The following is an 18,925-nucleotide window of genomic DNA, read 5'->3' as shown; positions in this document are numbered from 1 at the left end:
ACGCGCAGGCGGGCCGCGATGAACCGCCTTGTTGTGAAAGAACCGCCCCCAACGCAACACCATTGCAGCTTATTCAAAACATAGGAGACACAGATGCAGCAACGCTGGACACAACGGCCGGAAGGCGCAAACTGGGGGGATTTCGGCGCCGACGACCAACTCGGCCGTGTCAACCTGCTGACTGAAGCGCAGGTGCTGAAAGGCGTGCACGAGGTGCGTGAAGGCAAGGTGTTTTGTCTGTCCCTGCCGCTGGATCTGCCTGGTGGCAGCGTACTGAACCCGCGCCGCAAGCCGCCCCGCCTGGCCGCCACCGAGCGCGATGGCGTGCCGTACATCAATTTCCCCATGGAAAAACTGGACGCCACATCGATCGATGTACTCAGCGATGACCAGGTAACCCTGTCGCTGCAATACTCTACCCAATGGGACGCGCTGGCGCATGTGGGTGCGCAGTTCGACACGCACGGCGATGGTTCGACGCGCAAGGTTTATTACAACGGCTATGCGGCCGGCACCGACATACCCGATGCGGCCGGCGACAATGAAGGCGGCTGCTGCGACCACCATACCTTCGGCGCCCGCAAGCTGGGCATTGAGAATTTTGCCGTCAAGGGCATGCAGGGGCGCGGGGTGCTGGTAGACCTTGCCCGCCATTTTGGTCATGGCCGGACGGTAGTCGGCCACCGCGATCTCATGCGCATCATGGAGCAGGACGGAGTGACCGTCGAAGCCGGCGACATGCTGGTGCTGCGCACGGGTTTTGCGGAAACGGTGATAGACATGGCCGGCAAACCGGACGCTGATACGCTGCACAACAGCGGCGCAGTGCTTGACGGCGCCGATAACGATTTGCTGGCGTGGATTACCGACAGCGGCATTGCCGCCCTGTGCGCCGACAACTACGCAGTGGAAGCCTACCCCGCCCGCAACCAGGGCAGCAAGAAATCCCTGCTGCCGCTGCATCACCATTGCCTGTTCAAGCTAGGGTTGCCGCTGGCGGAGCTGTGGTACTTGCGCGACCTTGCACAATGGCTGCACGACAACAAGCGCAATCGCTTCCTGCTCACCGCGCCGCCGCTGCGCCTGCCGGGCGCGGTGGGTTCGCCGGTCACACCCATCGCCACTGTGTAAGGACGCCGTCGCCATGAACTTCCCCGCGCTGCTCGCTCGGCACTGCGCCGAAAAGCCCCACGCCACAGCGTTCTACGATGTTGATGCGGCAGTTAGTTACACCACGCTTGCCGCCGAGGCCGACCGCGTGGCCGCGCTGCTGCATGCACGGGGTGCTCGGGCGGGCGACCGGCTTGCGTTATGGCTGCCCAACTGCACGCCCTGGCTGGTCATCTTCCTGGCCTGCGCACGGCTGGGCGTCACCGTGGTGGCCATGAATACGCGCTTTCGCAGCCGCGAAGTGGGCGATCTGATCTCGCGGGGCCGCTGCCGCTGGCTAGCGATGTGGCCGAGCTTCAAGGGGCTGCCCTTCAGGCAAATACTGAATGACGTGGAGCCCGCACTGCTGGCGGGCCTGGAGGCTGTGCTGGTAGTAGGCGAAGACGCCGCTGGCGCGGAGGCCCCCGTACTTGGCAAAGATGTACTGCGTTACACAGATACTGCCCCCGCCGGCATACTCGACAGGGTGCCCACACCCGCCGATACGACGCAAGCACTGGTGTACACCACATCGGGCACCACATCACTGCCCAAGCTGGTGGTACACGATCAACGTACATTGCTGGGCCATGGCGCACACGTGGCGGCCTTCCAAGGCATTACCGGCGGCGATGCCGTGCTGTTGGGCGCGCCGCTGTGTGGCGCATTCGGCTTCTCCAGCGCGCTGGCGGGCCTGGCGGTAGGAGCGCCACTGGTATCGTCACCGGTGCTCGACGCGGCCCAGTGCGTGCGGCAGATCCGGCAGTACGGCGTGACGCACACATTCGCCAACAATGAACTGCTGGCGCGTATCCTGGACACCGCCGGCGATCAACCCGCTCCCCTGCCAACGCTGCGGATCGCTGGTTTCGCGAGCTTCGCCCCCTCATTGAATGACCTGCCCGAGCGTGCTGCGCGCGCGGGGATTACGCTGGTGGGGCTGTACGGATCCAGCGAGCTGCAGGCCTTGATCGCGGCGCAGCCCGCCGACGCCCCCGCGACGCAGCGTCACCAGGCAGGCGGGCGCCTGGCTTGGCCAGAGGCCAGCGTGCGTGTGCGCGACACTGCTTCGGGAGCACTGCTGCCGTATGGCGAAGTGGGCGAGATCGAAATACGCTCACCCAGCCTGATGAAACAATATCTGGACAACGACGCGGCCACCCGCGCAGCCATTGACGACGAAGGCTATTTTCGCACTGGCGACCTGGGGCTTGCACTGGACGAGCGCAGCTTCATCTTTCGCGCCCGCAAGGGAGACTATCTGCGCCTGAGCGGCTTTCTGGTCAACCCGGTCGAAATCGAGCGCTTTATCGAAACCCTGGATGGCGTACAGGCCTGCCAAGTGGTCGGCGCCGAGCATGCTGGCAAGACTGTACCAGTCGCATTCTTCATCACCGCTGCGGGCAAGGCTGTCAGCGAGGCGGCAATCATCGCGCACTGCAAAGCCAGCCTGGCGCACTTCAAAGTGCCAGTGCGCGCAGCGATGATCGACACCTTCCCTGTGGTGGAAAGCGCGAACTCGAATAAAATCCAGCGCGGACGGCTGCAGGAGATGGCAAGGGCCTTGCTCGACACACCGGGTTCCGCCGCAGCCTCCCGCAACACATCCGTTGCGGGTGCCCACACACCACCGGGAGCATGAGCCCGCCTCCAGGCGGCGGGTGCGGCCCGCCACTGCCCGATCAGGACACACACCATGCCAAATACCAGCTTGAACAGCGCCGTCATGAGCCGCAGCCGCCTGCCGATCTACTTGCAGTTGGCTGCGGAATTCCGGCACTGTATCGAGTCTGGCGCCTGGCCTGAATCGCAGCGCCTGCCTACGCTGGAAGCCCTCATGGCCTCGTACCAGGTATCGCGCATGACATTGCGGCAGGCGCTAAGCGTGCTGGAAAGCGAGGGCAGGATCAGTCGCGCCCGCGGCAAAGGCAGTTTTGTCATGCCGCGTGCTCCACAGGCGCCGTCCCTGGCCATACCCACAAGCTGGCGGGAGGCCGTGGCATTAAGCGATGTGCTGGGCACCCAGAGTATCCTCGAATCGGAACAGATGGTGACCGAACTGCCCCCTCTAGGCATGGCATGCAAGGGGCAGCCCGCGGCAAAGTATCAGTACATGTGCCGGCTGCACAGCACCGATGGGCAACCTTTCTGCTATAGCGAGGTGTATATCGACGACACCCTGTTCCGTGCGCACAAAAAGCGGTTCAAAGCCAGCGCGGCGGCATCAGTGCTGGCGCGCATCTCCGGCTTGACGATCACCGAGTCGCGCCAGAAGCTGACGATGATCGAAGCAGGTTTCCAGTCAGCCCACGCTCTGCGGCTTAATCCCGGCGACAGCGTGGCCGAAGTGCGCCGCTACGCCTGCGCCAACGATCGCATCATCTATTACGCCCGTCTGGAGTTTCCGCCGAGGTTCGTGAATCTAGAACTGGACCTGCTGGCGCACTGACCCCGCCATACACGGCGCCAACACCAACCGGCTAATCTGAACAGCCGCAGGCAGGCGCCAAACCACCCTATGCCGGCATGGCGGCGATCACGTGCGCCACAGACGCTGTCAGTTTCTTGCCGTAGGGCACATGCAGAAACTCATTGGGCCCGTGGGCGTTGGACTTGGGCCCAAGCACCCCACACACCAGAAACTGAGAGGCCGGAAACCCCGCCTGCAACAGGTTCATCAGGGGATGGTGCCGCTGCCCGATGTAGCCGCAGGGGCCGCCATAATACTACGTAGAGGCGTCGTCCAGAGCCCGGGCCAGCCAGGGCGACATGGCGCAAGATGCGCAAGCTCGACGGCACCACACCGCTGGCATCGCCGGAATGCACCCCTTCGTCCAGCACCTGCACCTCGAACGTTCCGCTTACCAGCCCGCGCAGCGATGTGGTCATTCACAATTGCTCGTAGTTGCCCGCACCAGAATCCAGGCACACGACCAGCGCGACGTTGCCCATGCGCCCGCGCAGGGCGCCGACAAGATCGGCGTTTTCCTCGTAGCCGCACTGCACGCACGCAAACCGCGCCTGCGTCTTGCGGTTGTCCGCGTGGACATGGCCGCAGGCTGGGCATGTCCGGCTGGTGTTGTGCGGCGGCACGGCAATGAGCCAACCGCCCGCCCACGCCAGCTTGTACTCAAGCTGCCTGCGGAACTCGAACTAGCCTTGATCGAGAATGGCTTTTGTTCAGGCCGGATTTGGCTCGAACGTTTTTACCCAGCTTGTTGGCGCTACCTGCCGCTGATTTGCTCATGTTGCGCACCTGCAAGTCCTCGATACACACCATCGCGTGGTATCTGGCCAACGCCTGCGAACGCTGGGCACGTGAAAACCTGGGCCAAATACTGTATTAATATACAGATATTTATCCATCTGCTACGATGCCGCCTATGCTACTGAAAGATTGCGGGATACGCATTCAGGTCGACGACAAACCGCGCGAGGCGTTCGTACAGATATGCTGTATACAAGACCGGCACGCCGCTGATGTATTGCCAGAACTCATCCGCGCTTCCACAGCAAGGCAGTCACAAGGCCTGGCCGACCTGTTTGCCGCCCCCAAGAGGCGCAAGAAATGAATGTGTGCTCGGAACAAACATTGGTCGCCCTGTGCCTTGCGCTCATCGGTGAACAGCAAACGCTGTCCACCGCCGAACGCAAGCTGGCGAAAACCGCCCGTGGGTTCTCACCCGCGCCTCAGAACATTGAGGCGACCCGCAAGGCAATTGCTCGCGGCGCGGATCCGCTCGGAGAAGCCTTCTCGTCGATTCGCCCGGCAAATGCACGACGCGCGGCCGGGGCGGTCTACACACCGGCACCTATCGTCCGCTCCATGATGTCGTGGCTAGCCCGTCAAGGGCAGCCGACTCGCATCGTCGATGCAGGTGCCGGCTCGGGGCGCTTCATCTTGGCTGCCGGCGAGGCGTTTCCCGACGCCAAGCTCATTGCGGTCGAAATGGATCCGCTCGCCGCGTTGATGCTGCGCGCGAATTTCAGCGCCCGTGGCTGGTCGGATCGGGTGAACCTGATGGTCAAGGATTATCGAGAGGTCAGGCTTCCGCGCTGTGCCGGCATAACGGCCTTCATTGGCAATCCTCCTTATGTTCGCCATCACGGCATTGATGAGCATTGGAAAGCCTGGTACGCCTCTCGTTTTGCCGATTTCGGCATTAAGGCCAGCGCATTGGCTGGTCTGCATCTGCACTTCTTTCTGCAAACGCGTTTATTGGCAAAAGCCGGCGATATCGGCGCGTTCATCACATCAGCCGAATGGATGGATGTGAACTACGGGTCAGCGCTTCGCCGGCTACTGGTCGGCGAACTAGGCGGTATCGCCTTGCATGTGCTTGAACCGACTGTCGAAGCTTTTCCAGGCACGGCAACCACAGCCGCAATCACATGCTTTCGCGTCGGCGAGACACTCGAGCCCATACGCGTACGCGCCGTTGGCGAATTGAAACGCCTTAACAATCTGCGCGCAGGAACAGACATTCCGCGTGAGCAACTACGCGCTGCGGCACGCTGGTCTCCAATCATCCGTCCCTCTGGGTTGCCAGCAGCAGACGGCCTTGAGTTGGGTGAATTGTTCCGTGTGCATCGCGGCCAGGTCACCGGCGCCAACAGTATCTGGATCGCCGGCGAACATGCTGTAGGCCTGCCCGATCGCGTCAAGCTCCCTGCCGTGACCAAGGCCAGAGACCTGATACTAGCCGGCGCGCATCTGCGCTCGACCGACGAGTTACGACGCGTCATCGACCTGCCTGCGGATTTGGACGATTTTACAGGTGATGAACGGCGACGCATCTACGACTTTTTGTCATGGGCGCAATCACATGGCGCGGATCAAAGCTATATCGCAAGGCACCGCAAGGCCTGGTGGTCGGTGGGCTTGAAGGCGCCTGCACCGATTCTCTGCACCTACATGGCCCGTCGACCACCGCAATTCACGCTCAATGCATGCTTGGCACACGCAAGGCCGATGTTGTCGTGCGCCTGCACGACACTCGCCTCATGGCCATCGAGTGCAAAGTTTCAAACAGTGCCACAAACAGCGTCAAGCGCCTCAATAATGACGCTGCCGCCAAGGCAGAACGCTGGATCAATCAGTTCGGGAAAGCGCAGGTGGTTCCAGCAGCCGCGCTCGCTGGCGTTTTCAAGGTTCTCAACCTTGAGCAGGCCCAGGATCTGGGGCTGACCTTATTTTGGTCGCACGACCTGGACCAGCTCGGCACCTTCATCGAATCTACACGTTAATCGCCTGGTGGCACGTTCGTGCTTAGAAGCTCGTCGAGCGACAGGCCTTTTTCTTTGAGCACCAGTTCAAGCGCAGGCCGCAGGCGGCCGAGGCTCTCGTTGACGGCGTCGCGGACCGTGTCGACCATGACCTGTGTGCCCCGCTCGATCTCGATATTGAGGCGGTCGCCTGTGGCTTTTTGCTCGAATACCGTGGCGCGGCGAGTCTCGGGGATGAGCCAGACCTCGAACCAGCCTGCTTCGCGATCAACGTCGGACACCGTAAGGCTGGCACCGTTGACGGCAATATAGCCTTTTGCAAAGACGTATTTGCGAAACGCACGCGGGATATGGATGCGCAGTACCTTGTTGTTGTCCAGCGTACGCACGGATTCGATGGCGGCAGCGAAGTCTACATGCCCCGACAGCGGGTGCCCACCGATCTCGGCACCATCGCGCGCGGCGCGCTCGACATTGACCGCTGTGCCTGGCCGGTAAGCGCCCAGCGTGGTGAGATTGAGGCTTTGCAGCATGATGTCGAAGGTGACGCGCGTGGGAGAAAGCAACTCGGTGACAGTGAGGCACACGCCATCAACAGACACGCTGGCGCCGATGGCCAAGCCTTCGCAAAAGCCTTGCGGGAAGTCGATGGCGACGGTGCGCAGCCCCTCACGATCGTGGATGGAGGCAACCTGCGCAACCGCCTGAATGATACCTGTAAACATAAGACCCGCCCGCCTCAGTCGAAAAAAGCATAGGTATAGCACACAGCCCAGCGCACCGGCCGCCATGCGCGGCACAGCGTTTCGCGTCAGCTTGCGACAGCCATGTGTTCAAGCATCATTTTGAGCATCTGTTCGAGCTGCCGCGCCTGCCCCGGCGACAAGATGGAAAAGGCGTCACGCAGGCGCATACTGACATAAGGAAGCAGATCGTCGAGCAGGGTGCGGCCCGCATCGGTGAGCGAAACAACAATGCTGCGGCGATCGTTTTCACCGATGCTGCGCGAAACCAGGCCCCTTGCGGACAACTGGCCGAGAAGCCGAGTCATGTTGGGCCCTTTCTCGCCGCACACACTGGCCAGCGACGAGGGTGTCATGCTGTGCCCTTCAGTGCCGTGCAGCATTATCAGTATGTTGAACTCAGGAAAAGTAAGGCCCCAGGGCTGCACTGTCGCGGCGCCATGTTCTTGGATACGTTTGGCCGAAAGCTGAATAAAGCGCGAAAGCGCAGCGATCTGGCGCGGATAATCCGGAAACTGCTCGCACGAGTGGGCAAGCAACTGCTCTATCAACACAGGATTGGACATATGCAATTACAGACAACGAGGGAGCCAATATATTAATTCATTAATGAAATAAATATGCGCTCAGACCATCGTCCTCATCGGAAGACGGGCCGCCGGATCTTGACGATAGTATCTGCGCAACATGTCATACCATGCTGGCATGGCGTGCAGCAACGGGCAGGGGTCGATAAAAAATGTCTCGGAACTGACGGCGAAGAACTCAGCGGGATCTGTGGCGGCGTAAGGGTCCAGCGGCAAAGCATCGAACCAAGGCGCCGCTTCGTCGGACTCGGGGTCGACATCAGGCGGCACCGCCTCTTCGGCAACCGTGACCGCGTTGCAGAACAGTTTGAATGATGCATCCAGCACCCGCCGCCATTCGCGCACGGGAATGTCGCGGCGCCCTCCCAGGAACGGCACGCCGTCGGGGCCGCCGCCGTACAGGTCGAGCTTGTGCGCGAACTCGTGAATAACCACGTTGACATGCTCACACGGCATCGCCGACACGTCCTCCCAGGACAAGATCACTGGGCCGCCCTCCCAGGCTTCGCCGGCCGCTTCCTGGATGTATTCGTGCACCACGCCGCTTTCGTCCATTTCGGTGCGCGGGATCAGGAACCCACCGGGATAGACAATGATTTCCGTCCATCCCTCATATAAGGCGGGGTCGAGTTCGAGAATGGGCAGCGCGGCCTGAGCGGCGACGGACAACATGATGTCGTCGGTGACCGCGAAGCCGTGGGCGCCGCTGAAGGATTTGCTGGCCAGTATCCAGGCGGCGCGCTCGCGCAGCGCGGCGTCCTGGTGCTCGTCCAGCCCGTGCAGAAAGCCGTACCGGGCAAGCACGGCGCGCCACGCATCGGCGGAAATGAGCGCCAGCTCGCGAGCCACCTGACGCCGCGACGCGCCCCGCCCCGTTAACCACCTGAGCATATCAGCCTCTGGCAAAACTGCGGAACAATGCGATGGGATACTACCATAGCCTTCCTCGGCACGATCTTTGCTGCAATGCGACAGCGCATCGATCAAGCACAGTGCCAACCGCCGATTCTCCGGCCACTTCTATCGAAAATTGTTGATTGTGCAACGCAAAAATCACTAGAATCACTGCTTCAACCGGCAGCCGACTCCGCTGCGGAGACCCAATTTGACCAACCCCGATTCCCAGCCCAGCAGCAATCTCAAAACCCTCGCGCTTGCCGCCATTGGTGTTGTATACGGCGACATCGGCACCAGCCCGCTCTACACCATGAAAGAGGCCTTTGCCCCGGTGCATGGCCTGGCGCCTACGCAAGATAACATTCTTGGCGTTGTCTCGCTGATCCTCTGGGGCCTGATCATTGTGGTCACCCTCAAGTACGTCATCCTCGTCATGCGGGCCGACAACGAAGGCGAAGGCGGGATCATGGCTTTGCTGGCGCTGGCGCTTTCAACGTTCAAGCGACAGTCGCGCACCCACTATGTGCTGACATTCATCGGCCTGGTCGGCACGGCGCTGTTCTTCGGCGACGGTGTCATCACGCCGTCCATTTCAGTGCTCAGCGCTGTAGAGGGCTTAAGCATCGCCACACCAGCACTGTCTGGTTACGTCATGCCGATGGCGGTGGGCATACTGGTGGGCCTTTATATGTTGCAGCGCAAAGGCGCAGCCCATATCGGCAAGTGGTTTGGCCCCATCATGCTCGTCTGGTTCATCGCCCTGGCCATCATGGGCAGTCTCAATATCATCCAGCACCCTATCGTGCTGGAGGCGTTCAACCCCATGCACGCATTCGGTTTCCTGGCGCAAAATGGCTGGCTCGCCTTCATTTCGCTGGGCGCTATCGTGCTGGCGCTGACGGGCGCCGAAGCGCTCTATGCCGACATGGGCCATTTCGGCGCCAAGCCGATACAAGTTGCCTGGCTGTATGCTGTGTTTCCCGCCCTTGCACTGAACTATTTGGGCCAGGGCGCGGTGCTGCTGGCCAATCCGGCAGCCATCGTAAACCCGTTCTTTCACCAGCTTGGCAGCTGGAGCATTTATCCTCTGGTCATGCTGGCCACCATTGCAGCCATCATTGCGTCACAGGCCACGATCTCAGGCACCTTCTCAATCGTGCAGCAGGCAGTTGCGCTGGGCTATCTGCCCCGGCTCAAGGTGAACTACACGTCCGAAAGGCATATGGGGCAAATCTATATCCCCTTTGCAAACTGGCTGCAGATGACGCTGGTACTGATGGTGGTGATCGGCTTCGGTTCGTCCGAGCACTTGGCCGCCGCATACGGCATTGCCGTAACCACCACCATGTTGGCCACCACCTGCCTCACTTTCTTTGTCATCCGCTTCAAGTGGCGCCTGAATCTTGCGCTGTGCATCGGCGCCACGCTGATGTTCCTGGTGATTGATGTCGCACTGCTCAGCGCCAACCTGCTCAAGGTGGCAAGCGGTGGCTGGTTCCCGTTGTTGCTGGGCGCCGGCGTCATGTTGCTGATGCTGACGTGGCAGACTGGCCGTCTGATGGTGGCCGAAACTATGGAACGGCATCTGATCCCGATTGATGATTTTCTGTCGTCGCTGTTCACACACGGCATCACCCGCATCGCCGGCACCGCCGTATTCTTCCGCTCCGTAGGCGACGGCGTGCCGCATGCATTGCTGCACAACCTGTCGCACAATAAAGTACTGCACGAGCGCATCATTTTCCTTACCGTGCATGATGCCGACGTGCCTTACATACCTGCGGCGCGACGGATGAAGATCACCGAACTCGGCCACGGCTGTTACCAGATGGATCTGCATTACGGCTTCCAGGAAGAACGCGATATCCCCCGCGCCTTGGCGGCATGCGCGCCTTATGGCTTGACGTTCGAAATGCTCGAAACCTCATTCTTTATTTCGCGCCAAACCATTCTTGCATCGGGCCGCGGCCGCATGGCGCACTGGCGCCAAGCGCTGTATGTCACCATGGCGCGCAACGCCCGCTCGGCGGCGGATTATTTCCGCCTGCCGCGCAACCGCGTCATCGAACTGGGCGCGCAAATCGAGATCTAGCCGGCAGCCGCAAGGCAGTTGCATGCCGCATACCACCTGCGGTGGCGGCAGGGTTTCCGGCAGGCCCCGCCGCTTTGCACCATGCTCAGCAAGGCCTGGCGTATGAAACAATCGCAGCAAGAAACGGGATGTTTTCAGTGGCGGTTCAGCCTATCGTATAGGCATGCAACAACACGGGCGCCCGCCTCCCGCATGTACTGGATTGCGCACGGGCCCTGCTGTCCAGGAGGCTGATCATGGCGTATTCTTTTGCGAACAAACCATTCAACACGACCCCACCCCGCATGGCACAGAATGACGACGCACGCAGCCAAGCCTCGCGGGCCCACGCGGTGCGCCGTGCAGCGCTGATCGCGCGGGCTTGCCGCGAGATCGAGACGGCCGCCACGCCGCCTACGCTCGACAGTCTGGCCGCGCATGCTGGCATGAGCCCGTTTCATTTTCATCGCCAATTCAAGGCCGAGACCGGCCTGACGCCCAAAGCCTATGCCGACGCGCACCGAGCCCAACGGCTGCGCAGCGCACTGGCGCCGCAGGGCGGAGCCAGCGTGACGCAGGCTGCCTATGATGCGGGCTTCAACGCCAGCAGCCGCTTCTACGAAAAGTCCGACACACTGCTGGGCATGCCGCCACGCCACTATCGCGACGGCGGCGTGCAGGCCACTATCGTATTCGCTGTAGCGCAGTGCGCGCTGGGTGCCCTGCTGGTGGCGCGCAGCGACCGCGGCCTGTGCGCGATTTCGCTGGGCGACGACCCTGACGCGCTGGTACGCGCGCTGCAGGATAGGTTTTCCAAGGCTCGGTTGGTGGGCGGAGACGCTGAATTCGAGCACCTGGTGGCACAGGTGGTGGGTTTTATTGAAGCACCTGCGGTGGGCCTGAACCTGCCTTTGGACATTCGCGGCACCGCCTTCCAGGAGCGCGTCTGGCGCGCGTTGCGCGAGATCCCTGCGGGCGCCACCGTCACATACACCGAACTAGCGCGCCGCATCGGGGCACCGGGCGCAGTACGCGCGGTCGCCAGCGCCTGCGCCGCCAATACCCTGGCGGTCGCCATCCCCTGCCATCGCGTAGTGCGGCTGAACGGCGATCTGGCGGGTTACCGCTGGGGCATAGACCGCAAGCGCGAGCTTCTGCGGCGCGAGGGACAATCCGGCCCAAACATGCAAGAATAGGTGTAACAAAAACCACACCATTTACTTTCCATGCATGTCTGCATCATCGGCGCCGGCGTCATCGGCGTCGCCACCGCCTGGCAATTCGCGCAAGAAGGCGCGCGCGTCACACTGATCGATGCCGAGCCCGGCCCGGGCCAAGTCACCAGTTTCGCCAATGGCGGCCAGCTCAGCTATAGCTACGTTGCTCCGCTGGCCGACCCAAGCGTGTTTCCCCATTTGCCCGCATGGCTGCTCGACAGCGGCTCGCCATTGCGTTTCCGGCCCAGGCTGGATCCACAACAATGGCAATGGTGCATGGCGTTCCTGAAAGCCTGCCGCGCCGATGCCGTGCGCGACACCACCGCTGCCCTGTTGACGCTGTCTTACCTCAGCCGCGATACGCTGCACCGCTGGCAGGAAGACGCCGCGCTGGATTTCTACCACCAGCGCAACGGCAAGCTCATCGTCTACCGCAGCCATGCGCTGCTGGACAAGGCGCGCAGGCAGGTCGAATACCAAGCCACTCAGGGGGCGGATCAATCCGTGCTCGATCAGCGCCAGTGTGTCGCGCTCGAGCCTGCGCTGGAGGGCCTGGGCACGCGGCTAGCGGGCGCCATATATACCCCCGGCGAAGAAGTGGGCGATTGCTATCTTTTCACGCGCGGGCTGGCGGAGGCCTTGCAGCGCAATGGCGATGCTACGCTGATGTTCAACACCCGCGTTATTCGGCTGCGCCGTGAGCGCGGCCGCATTGTGGCCGCCCAATTCCAAAACGGCGGCGCGATCGAGGCCGACCATTTCGTGATTGCCGCCGGCCTGCACAGCCGCGCCCTTCTGCGCCCGCTGGGCGATGACGCGTTACTGTACGGCCTGAAAGGCTACAGCCTGAGCGTGCCCATGGGTGATTCCGCCGTACCCGCCATTAGTGTCACCGATTACGAACGCCGCATTGTCTACGCCCCCATCGGCTCGATCCTGCGCATTGCGGCCATGGTCGACATGGGCCAACCGGGCGCGGTAATCAATGCGCGCCGTGTGGAGTTTCTGAAAAAGCAGGTGGATGATACATTCCCTGGCCTGGCGCTGGGGCAGGCAGAAGCCTGGGCTGGCGAGCGGCCCGCCACGCCCGATGGCAAGCCCATCATCGGGCGCAGCAAGGCAGCAGCCAACCTATGGCTCAACATCGGCCACGGGGCGCTGGGCTTCACACTGGCCTGCGGCAGCGCGGTATTGCTCGAATCGATGGTGTCGCATCATAAGCCGGCCATCGCGCCCGGCCCATTTGCACCACGATAGAGCGCCCCACCGGCGTATGGCAGCGCATACTCAAGTGGCGTGAGGCCTGCTGCTTACCTGACCTGTTTCTTTTCCAGCTTGCGTGCCAGCGTGCGGCGGTGCATGCCCAGGCGGCGCGCCGCCTCGGAGATATTGAAATCGGTGGCCACCAGCATTTCGTGGATGCGCTCCCATTCCAGCGTCTTGATAGAGGCCTGACGCGTAGCGAGCTCGACATCGGTATTGCCTTCCGTCTTCTGAAAGGCATGTTCGATGTCGTCGGTATTGGATGGCTTGGCCAGGTAATGGCAGGCGCCCAGTTTGATGGCTTCGACCGCCGTGGCGATACTGGCAAAACCAGTAAGCACCACGATCAACATCGCGGGATCATGCTCATGCAGGGCCTGGACACAGGCCAGGCCCGAGGCATCGCCATGCAGCTTCAGGTCGACCACCGCATAGCCCGGCGAATACTCGGCCAGCAGCGCGCGCACACGCTCCAGGCTGTCGGCGGTGATCACCCGGTATCCGCGGCGCTCGAACGAGCGCGATAGCGTACGCGAAAGCGCCGCGTCGTCTTCCACCACCAGCAGCAGGCGCTCGGGCGCTGCCGTGGCGTGATCGCCGGATTCAGTCATCGTCATCATCGGTTTCCTCGGGCCTCAGGACGGACAACGGCAGCCGTATAGTGACTGACGCACCGCCAAAGGGTAGATTGCGCGCATGCAGCGTGCCGCTGAGCGTGCGCGCCACATTCAGCGACAGAAACAGGCCCAGCCCGCCGCCAGGGCGCCCTTTGCTGGACTGGTATGGCTTGCCCAGGCGCTCAAGCATGCCCGGCGGAAAACCCGGGCCAATGTCGGTAACATCGAGCACCAGCGTACCGCCATCGCGCGCAACCGTCAGGCGCTGGCCCCGGGGCGAGGCTTCCTGGGCGTTGTCCAGCACATTACAAATCATCTGCTGCAGGGCGCGGTCGGAAATAATGCGCACATCGTCGCCAAAGTGATTGTCGTACGCCAGGCGATTGCCCGGCCGCGATGCCCGCCACTGTGACACCAGTGTATCCAGAAACGTGTTGACCGTGGTTTCGGTAAGTGCCTCGCTGCGCGCCTCGCCCGCCGACATCAGGATGCCGCTAACGATGGTTTTGCAGCGCTGCAACTGTGCCTGCATTTCAAGCACATCCTGGGCAAAATCGGGGTCGCGGCTGACGGGCTCGGCGTGCGCCCAGTCGCCCAGGATCACATCGATCGTCGACAAGGGCGTACCCAGTTCATGCGCCGCACCCGACGCGAGCAGGCCCATGCGGACCACGTGCTCTTCTTCGGCCGCGCGCTGGCGCAGCGCGGCAAGCCGGGCGTCGCGCGCCCGCATGTTGTGCATGATGCGCGTGATGAAAATCACCAGCAACACGGCATTGAGCACGAAACATACCAGCAGGCCGAGCACGAAGAGGGGCGGCACGCCCCGCAGAGGATCGATGGGCAAGGCCAGCGGACGGCTGGCGAAGGCAAGCCCGAGAAATGCCAGGGCCGTCAGCAGCACCACGACCCAGGTTGCGAGAGGCCTGAGCAGCACTGCGGCCAATGCAACCTGCAGCAGAAACAGGAACACAAAGGGGTTGGTGGTACCACCGCTGAGATACAGCTGAAGCGTCAGCGCGGCCACATCCAGCGCCAGTGCCAGGAACAGCTCTATTTGTGTGACCGGCGTGCGGATACGCAGGCGCAACAGGCTGAATAAGTTGAACAGCGCCAACCCCACCACGACGGCGAGCATGGGTTCGAGCGGGAGAGGAATGCCAAAGCTGACCCGTGTGATCAGGATCGTGAAAACCTGCCCAAGCACCGCGATCCAGCGCAGCTGGATCAACTGCCGCAAGTTCTGGCGGCTTGAGCCGCTGCTGCCTGCCTGCGCAGCATCTGCGGTGTGGCTGGCTGCCATCATCATGCCTCAGGTTCGCCTGCAGCAGCCGGCGTGCGGCAGCGCCGGCGCTCCAGCAAGCCCACAAATACGGCGGCAGCCGCCACCATCGCAGCCAGGATGTACCATGTAATCGCGTAGCTGAGATGGTTGTCGCGAAAATGGACCACCGTCAGCCCTCGCACGGGCCAGGCATCCGGTAAGGCGGGGATTTCAGCCTGCTGGCGCAAGCCGTCGGGCCCGATTTCGTCGATGAAATACGGTGCCATGGGCGCCACGCCGTGCAGCGCCCCAATCGCTGCGACATCGCGAGAATACCAACGGCCGGCGGCCGGGTCGTTGTCGCGCAGAAACCCGCCGCCCGGTTCGGGCATCCGCAATAAACCCGTTACGGTGACCACCCCTTGCGGCTGGGGTGAGCCGCGTCGGGCTGGGTCGCGCTTATCGGGCGTAACAAAACCACGGTTGACCAGGACATAGCTGCTGTCGGTCAGACGCAGCGGCACAAGCACCCAGAAGCCCGCGCCAAAGTCGGTGGCCGCCTGCACCAGGGTTTCGTCTTGGTTGAGGAAGGTGCCGGTGACCGTAACGCGGCGGTATTCATCGGCCTGCGCGGTGACGGTGGACCACTGCGGCCGTGTGGGCGCGGGTACCGGCGCGGCATTAATGCGCAGGTTGACCCGGGCGATGAGATCGCGCTTCCAGTGCAGGCGCTGCACCTGCCAGGAGCCCAGCGCAACAAAGGCGCTGAAGGCCATAACGGCCGCCAGCGCCCACAGTATCAACACCCCCGCGCGATGTGCGCGGGGATGCGGTGATTGGACAGGTGTCATCAATCGTGGAGCATGTTCGGCATCATATTGGTGTTCATATGGTACATCACCCATAGTGAACCAGCCATGACGATCACCACGATCACCACCGTGAAAATCAGCGCCAGAACCGTCCAGCCGCTTTCGGATCGCGGGTTCATGTGCAGGAAGTAAACCATGTGTACGACCATCTGCACCGCGCCAATGGCCAGGATCACCAGGCCGGTGACGCCGGGCTTCTCGAACACATTGCCCATGACCAGCCAGAACGGGATGACGGTGAGGATAACCGAGAGGATAAACCCGGTCATGTACCCCTTGAACGTAATGTGGGCGTGCCCGCCTTCGTCGTGATGGGCACCGTGGTGGGCGTCATGGTGTTGGTGATTCGCGCTCATTACAGCACCCCCATGAGATAGACAAAGGTAAACACGCCGATCCAGATCACATCCAGGAAGTGCCAGAACATCGACAGGCACATCAGGCGGCGGCGGTTGGCAGCGATCAGGCCATGGCGCTTGATCTGGAACAGCAAGGTTACGAGCCAGATGACGCCAAAGGTAACGTGCAGGCCGTGCGTACCCACCAGCGTGAAGAAGCTGGACAGGAAAGCGCTGCGCTGCGGGCCGGCCCCCAGGTGGATCAGATGCTGGAACTCGTACAGCTCGATGGCCAGGAAGGCGAGCCCGAACAGGCCGGTGACGATCAGCCAGCCAAGGGTGCCTCCCACGCGATTCTGCTGCGCCTTGATCATGGCAAAGCCGTAAGTGATGGACGAGAACAGCAGCATGGCCGTGTTCAGTGCGATCAGATTCAGGTCGAACAGGTCGGCGCCCGACGGGCCGCCCGCGTACGCCCGGCCCTGCACGCCATAGACGACGAACAGGCAGGCAAAAATCAGGCAGTCGCTCATCAGGTAGATCCAGAACCCGAGCATGGTGCCGTTCTCGGGGTGGTGGTCTTCCCTGACGATGAAGTCAGGCTTGGCGCCCGCCACGGCCGGCTGGCCGGCGGCGCCCGTTTGGTGCATGGCGATAGTATTAGACATGGTTGGCAAGCTGCAGAGTACGCGCTTCTTCGACACGGGCGACTTCGTTGGCGGGGATGTGATAATCGCGCTTGTAGTTGAAGGTGTGATAGATCGTATAAGCCACGGTGGCGATGAAAGACACCGCCGCCAGCGGCCACATGTGCCAGATCAGGGCGAAGCCGCACGCCGTGCTAAGCATCGCGACAATGAATCCCGCACCCGTGTTCTTGGGCATGTGCACAGGCACGAAGCCATCGATCGGACGCTGGTAGCCCCGCTGCTTCATGTCCCACCACGCATCAAGGCTATGTACGCGGGGGGTGAAGGCAAAGTTATAGCTGGGCGGCGGCGACGACGTGGACCATTCCAGCGTGCGGCCATTCCAGGGGTCGCCCGTGTGGTCGCGCAACGCTTCGCGGTTGCGGTAGCTGACGTAGATCTGGATCAAGAAGCAGGCAATGCCCAGCGCGATCAGGAACGCGCCCACCGCTGCGACCTGGAACCAGATCTGCAGCGAAGGATCATCAAAATGGCTGACACGGCGCGTGATACCCATCAGGCCCAGGATATAGATAGGCATGAAGGCGACCCAAAAGCCCACCACCCAGAACCAGAACGACCACTTGCCCCAGAACACATCAAGCTTGAAGCCAAAAGCCTTGGGGAACCAATAGTTGATGGCGGCAAACAGGCCGAACAGCACGCCACCGATGATCACGTTATGGAAGTGAGCAATCAGGAACAGGCTGTTGTGCAGGATGAAGTCTGCAGGCGGTACAGCCAGCATCACGCCTGTCATGCCGCCGATCACAAAGGTGAGCATGAAAGCGACCGTCCACATCATGGGCAGCTCGAAGTGAATGCGACCGCGATACATGGTGAACAGCCAGTTGAAGATCTTGGCCCCGGTCGGGATCGAGATGATCATGGTAGTGATGCCGAAGAAGGCATTCACACTGGCGCCCGAGCCCATGGTGAAGAAGTGGTGCAGCCACACCAGATAGGACAGCACAGTGATGACCATCGTGGCGTACACCATGGAGGTGTAGCCGAACAGGCGCTTGCGGCAGTATGTGGCCACCACTTCGGAGAACACGCCGAACAGCGGCAGGATCAGGATATACACCTCGGGGTGGCCCCAGATCCAGATCAGGTTCACGTACATCATGGGATTGCCGCCCAGGTCGTTCGTGAAAAACTGCGTGCCCAAGTAGCGGTCCATGCTAAGCAAGCCCAGCGTCGCCGTCAGCACGGGGAAGGAGATGATGATCAGGATGTTGGTACACAGCGTCGTCCAGGCAAACACCGGCATCTTCATCAGGCCCATGCCTGGGGCGCGCATCTTAACGACGGTAACCACCATGTTGATGCCCGACAGCAGCGTGCCGACCCCGGCGATCTGCAAGGCCCAGATGTAGTAATCCACCCCTACATCGGGGCTGAACTCAAGCCCCGAGAGCGGCGGATAGGCCAGCCAGCCCGTCTTGGCGAATTCGCCCACGAACAGCGAGATCATTACCAGTACCGCACCGCTTGCCGTCATCCAGAAACTGAAGTTGTTCAGAAATGGGAACGCTACGTCGCGGGCGCCGATCTGCAGGGGCATGACGTAGTTCATCAGGCCCGTGACCAGCGGCATGGCTACGAAAAAGATCATGATCACGCCATGGGCGGTGAAAATCTGATCGTAGTGATGCGGCGGCAGGTAGCCTGCGGCATCACCGAATGCTATTGCCTGCTGGATACGCATCATGAGCGCGTCGGCAAAGCCGCGCAGCAGCATGATGATGCCCAGGATCATGTACATGATCCCGATCTTCTTGTGGTCGATGCTGCAGATCCAGTCGTGCCAGATCGTGCCCCACAGGCGGTTTCGGGAAATCAGATAGAGCAGCACGAAGCCGCCCAACACCACGGCGGCGAACGTCGCGACCAGGATCGGTTCGTGATAGGGAATGGATTCCCAGGTCAGACGACCCAATACCAGTTTTTGCAGGTCCATAAGTCTTACATCTGGTTTTGCCGGAACGG

The 18,925-nt window shown here is 61.6% G+C and carries 17 protein-coding genes and 3 pseudogenes; 9 read left to right on the top strand and 11 right to left on the bottom strand.

Features of this window, described 5'->3' with window-relative positions:
- Positions 1-93 precede the first annotated feature (93 nt).
- Genes LOL23_RS12100 through LOL23_RS12090 form a run of 3 tightly spaced genes read left to right on the top strand, consistent with a single transcriptional unit; the run spans position 94 to position 3,598 of the window.
- Entirely contained in the window at positions 94-1,131 is a 1,038-nt protein-coding gene (locus tag LOL23_RS12100) for a cyclase family protein (RefSeq protein WP_160981084.1), read from the top strand.
- 13 nt (positions 1,132-1,144) lie between these two features.
- Positions 1,145-2,791 carry an AMP-binding protein gene (locus tag LOL23_RS12095; protein WP_237173653.1) on the top strand — a complete coding sequence of 549 codons (1,647 nt, stop codon included), beginning with the start codon at positions 1,145-1,147 and terminating at the stop codon, positions 2,789-2,791.
- 54 nt (positions 2,792-2,845) lie between these two features.
- On the top strand, positions 2,846-3,598 hold the full coding sequence (locus LOL23_RS12090; protein WP_202411773.1) for a GntR family transcriptional regulator: 753 nt from the start codon (positions 2,846-2,848) through the stop codon (positions 3,596-3,598).
- A gap of 67 nt (positions 3,599-3,665) precedes the next feature.
- On the opposite strand, the pseudogene LOL23_RS12085 reads toward LOL23_RS12090, so the two are convergent.
- Together LOL23_RS12085 and LOL23_RS19165 are read right to left on the bottom strand one after the other, a co-directional pair.
- Positions 3,666-4,158, bottom strand: a pseudogene (locus LOL23_RS12085) (hypothetical protein); the annotation flags it as partial.
- A 12-nt stretch (positions 4,159-4,170) separates the two neighbouring features.
- A pseudogene (locus tag LOL23_RS19165) lies at positions 4,171-4,242 on the bottom strand (hypothetical protein); the annotation flags it as partial.
- Positions 4,243-4,532: 290 nt separating this feature from the next.
- Here LOL23_RS19165 and LOL23_RS12075 point away from each other — a divergent pair.
- The 3 genes and pseudogenes from LOL23_RS12075 (at position 4,533) to LOL23_RS12065 (ending at position 6,396) form a co-directional block, all read left to right on the top strand.
- Positions 4,533-4,721 (top strand): plasmid-related protein, encoded by a 189-nt coding sequence (locus tag LOL23_RS12075; protein WP_237173652.1) that lies wholly within the window; start codon positions 4,533-4,535, stop codon positions 4,719-4,721.
- A pseudogene (locus tag LOL23_RS19160) lies at positions 4,718-5,440 on the top strand (Eco57I restriction-modification methylase domain-containing protein); the annotation flags it as partial. The gene LOL23_RS12075 and the pseudogene LOL23_RS19160, both read left to right, overlap by 4 nt.
- Positions 5,441-5,961: 521 nt before the next feature.
- Entirely contained in the window at positions 5,962-6,396 is a 435-nt protein-coding gene (locus tag LOL23_RS12065) for a XamI family restriction endonuclease (protein ID WP_369414122.1), read from the top strand.
- Here LOL23_RS12065 and LOL23_RS12060 read toward each other — a convergent pair.
- The 3 genes from LOL23_RS12060 to LOL23_RS12050 all read right to left on the bottom strand — a co-directional run bounded on the left by LOL23_RS12060 (position 6,393) and on the right by LOL23_RS12050 (position 8,596).
- Positions 6,393-7,100, bottom strand: coding sequence for a riboflavin synthase subunit alpha (locus LOL23_RS12060; protein WP_160981088.1), 708 nt, complete (start codon positions 7,098-7,100; stop codon positions 6,393-6,395). The two genes, LOL23_RS12065 and LOL23_RS12060, sit on opposite strands and share 4 nt — an antisense overlap.
- Positions 7,101-7,186: 86 nt before the next feature.
- Entirely contained in the window at positions 7,187-7,684 is a 498-nt protein-coding gene (locus tag LOL23_RS12055) for a MarR family winged helix-turn-helix transcriptional regulator (RefSeq protein ID WP_160981090.1), read from the bottom strand.
- A gap of 60 nt (positions 7,685-7,744) precedes the next feature.
- Positions 7,745-8,596 carry a M90 family metallopeptidase gene (locus tag LOL23_RS12050; RefSeq protein WP_237173649.1) on the bottom strand — a complete coding sequence of 284 codons (852 nt, stop codon included), beginning with the start codon at positions 8,594-8,596 and terminating at the stop codon, positions 7,745-7,747.
- Positions 8,597-8,810: 214 nt separating this feature from the next.
- Here LOL23_RS12050 and LOL23_RS12045 point away from each other — a divergent pair, with 214 nt between their 5' ends.
- The 3 genes from LOL23_RS12045 to LOL23_RS12035 all read left to right on the top strand — a co-directional run bounded on the left by LOL23_RS12045 (position 8,811) and on the right by LOL23_RS12035 (position 13,147).
- Positions 8,811-10,694: a potassium transporter Kup gene (locus tag LOL23_RS12045; RefSeq protein ID WP_160981092.1), complete on the top strand. Its 1,884-nt coding sequence runs from the start codon at positions 8,811-8,813 to the stop codon at positions 10,692-10,694.
- Positions 10,695-10,978: 284 nt separating this feature from the next.
- Positions 10,979-11,869 (top strand): bifunctional DNA-binding transcriptional regulator/O6-methylguanine-DNA methyltransferase Ada, encoded by an 891-nt coding sequence (gene ada, locus LOL23_RS12040; protein WP_237173720.1) that lies wholly within the window; start codon positions 10,979-10,981, stop codon positions 11,867-11,869.
- Positions 11,870-11,899: 30 nt separating this feature from the next.
- The gene (locus LOL23_RS12035) at positions 11,900-13,147 is read left to right on the top strand and encodes a D-amino acid dehydrogenase (protein WP_160981096.1); all 1,248 of its coding nucleotides are present in this window, start codon (positions 11,900-11,902) and stop codon (positions 13,145-13,147) included.
- A gap of 53 nt (positions 13,148-13,200) precedes the next feature.
- Here the strand turns inward: LOL23_RS12035 and LOL23_RS12030 are convergent, their stop codons facing one another.
- The 6 genes from LOL23_RS12030 to cyoB are packed head-to-tail and all read right to left on the bottom strand — an operon-like array spanning position 13,201 to position 18,896.
- A complete protein-coding gene (locus LOL23_RS12030) occupies positions 13,201-13,764 on the bottom strand; it encodes a response regulator transcription factor (protein WP_160981227.1) in 564 nt (187 codons plus the stop codon).
- Entirely contained in the window at positions 13,757-15,076 is a 1,320-nt protein-coding gene (locus tag LOL23_RS12025; RefSeq protein WP_160981229.1) for an ATP-binding protein, read from the bottom strand. The genes LOL23_RS12030 and LOL23_RS12025 overlap by 8 nt, the downstream gene beginning before the upstream one ends.
- Positions 15,076-15,885: an SURF1 family protein gene (locus tag LOL23_RS12020; RefSeq protein WP_202411774.1), complete on the bottom strand. Its 810-nt coding sequence runs from the start codon at positions 15,883-15,885 to the stop codon at positions 15,076-15,078. The genes LOL23_RS12025 and LOL23_RS12020 overlap by 1 nt, the downstream gene beginning before the upstream one ends.
- A complete protein-coding gene (cyoD, locus tag LOL23_RS12015) occupies positions 15,885-16,262 on the bottom strand; it encodes a cytochrome o ubiquinol oxidase subunit IV (RefSeq protein WP_160981098.1) in 378 nt (125 codons plus the stop codon). Before cyoD ends, LOL23_RS12020 begins: the two co-directional genes overlap by 1 nt.
- Positions 16,262-16,912 carry a cytochrome o ubiquinol oxidase subunit III gene (gene cyoC, locus LOL23_RS12010; RefSeq protein WP_160981100.1) on the bottom strand — a complete coding sequence of 217 codons (651 nt, stop codon included), beginning with the start codon at positions 16,910-16,912 and terminating at the stop codon, positions 16,262-16,264. Before cyoC ends, cyoD begins: the two co-directional genes overlap by 1 nt.
- The gene (gene cyoB, locus LOL23_RS12005; RefSeq protein ID WP_237173648.1) at positions 16,905-18,896 is read right to left on the bottom strand and encodes a cytochrome o ubiquinol oxidase subunit I; all 1,992 of its coding nucleotides are present in this window, start codon (positions 18,894-18,896) and stop codon (positions 16,905-16,907) included. Before cyoB ends, cyoC begins: the two co-directional genes overlap by 8 nt.
- Positions 18,897-18,925 lie beyond the last annotated feature (29 nt).

The organism is Paracandidimonas lactea (assembly GCF_021653995.1).
GTDB lineage: Bacteria > Pseudomonadota > Gammaproteobacteria > Burkholderiales > Burkholderiaceae_B > Allopusillimonas > Allopusillimonas lactea.
Note: the sequence above shows the minus strand (reverse complement) of the source record. Positions and strands in the feature narration are given on the sequence as shown.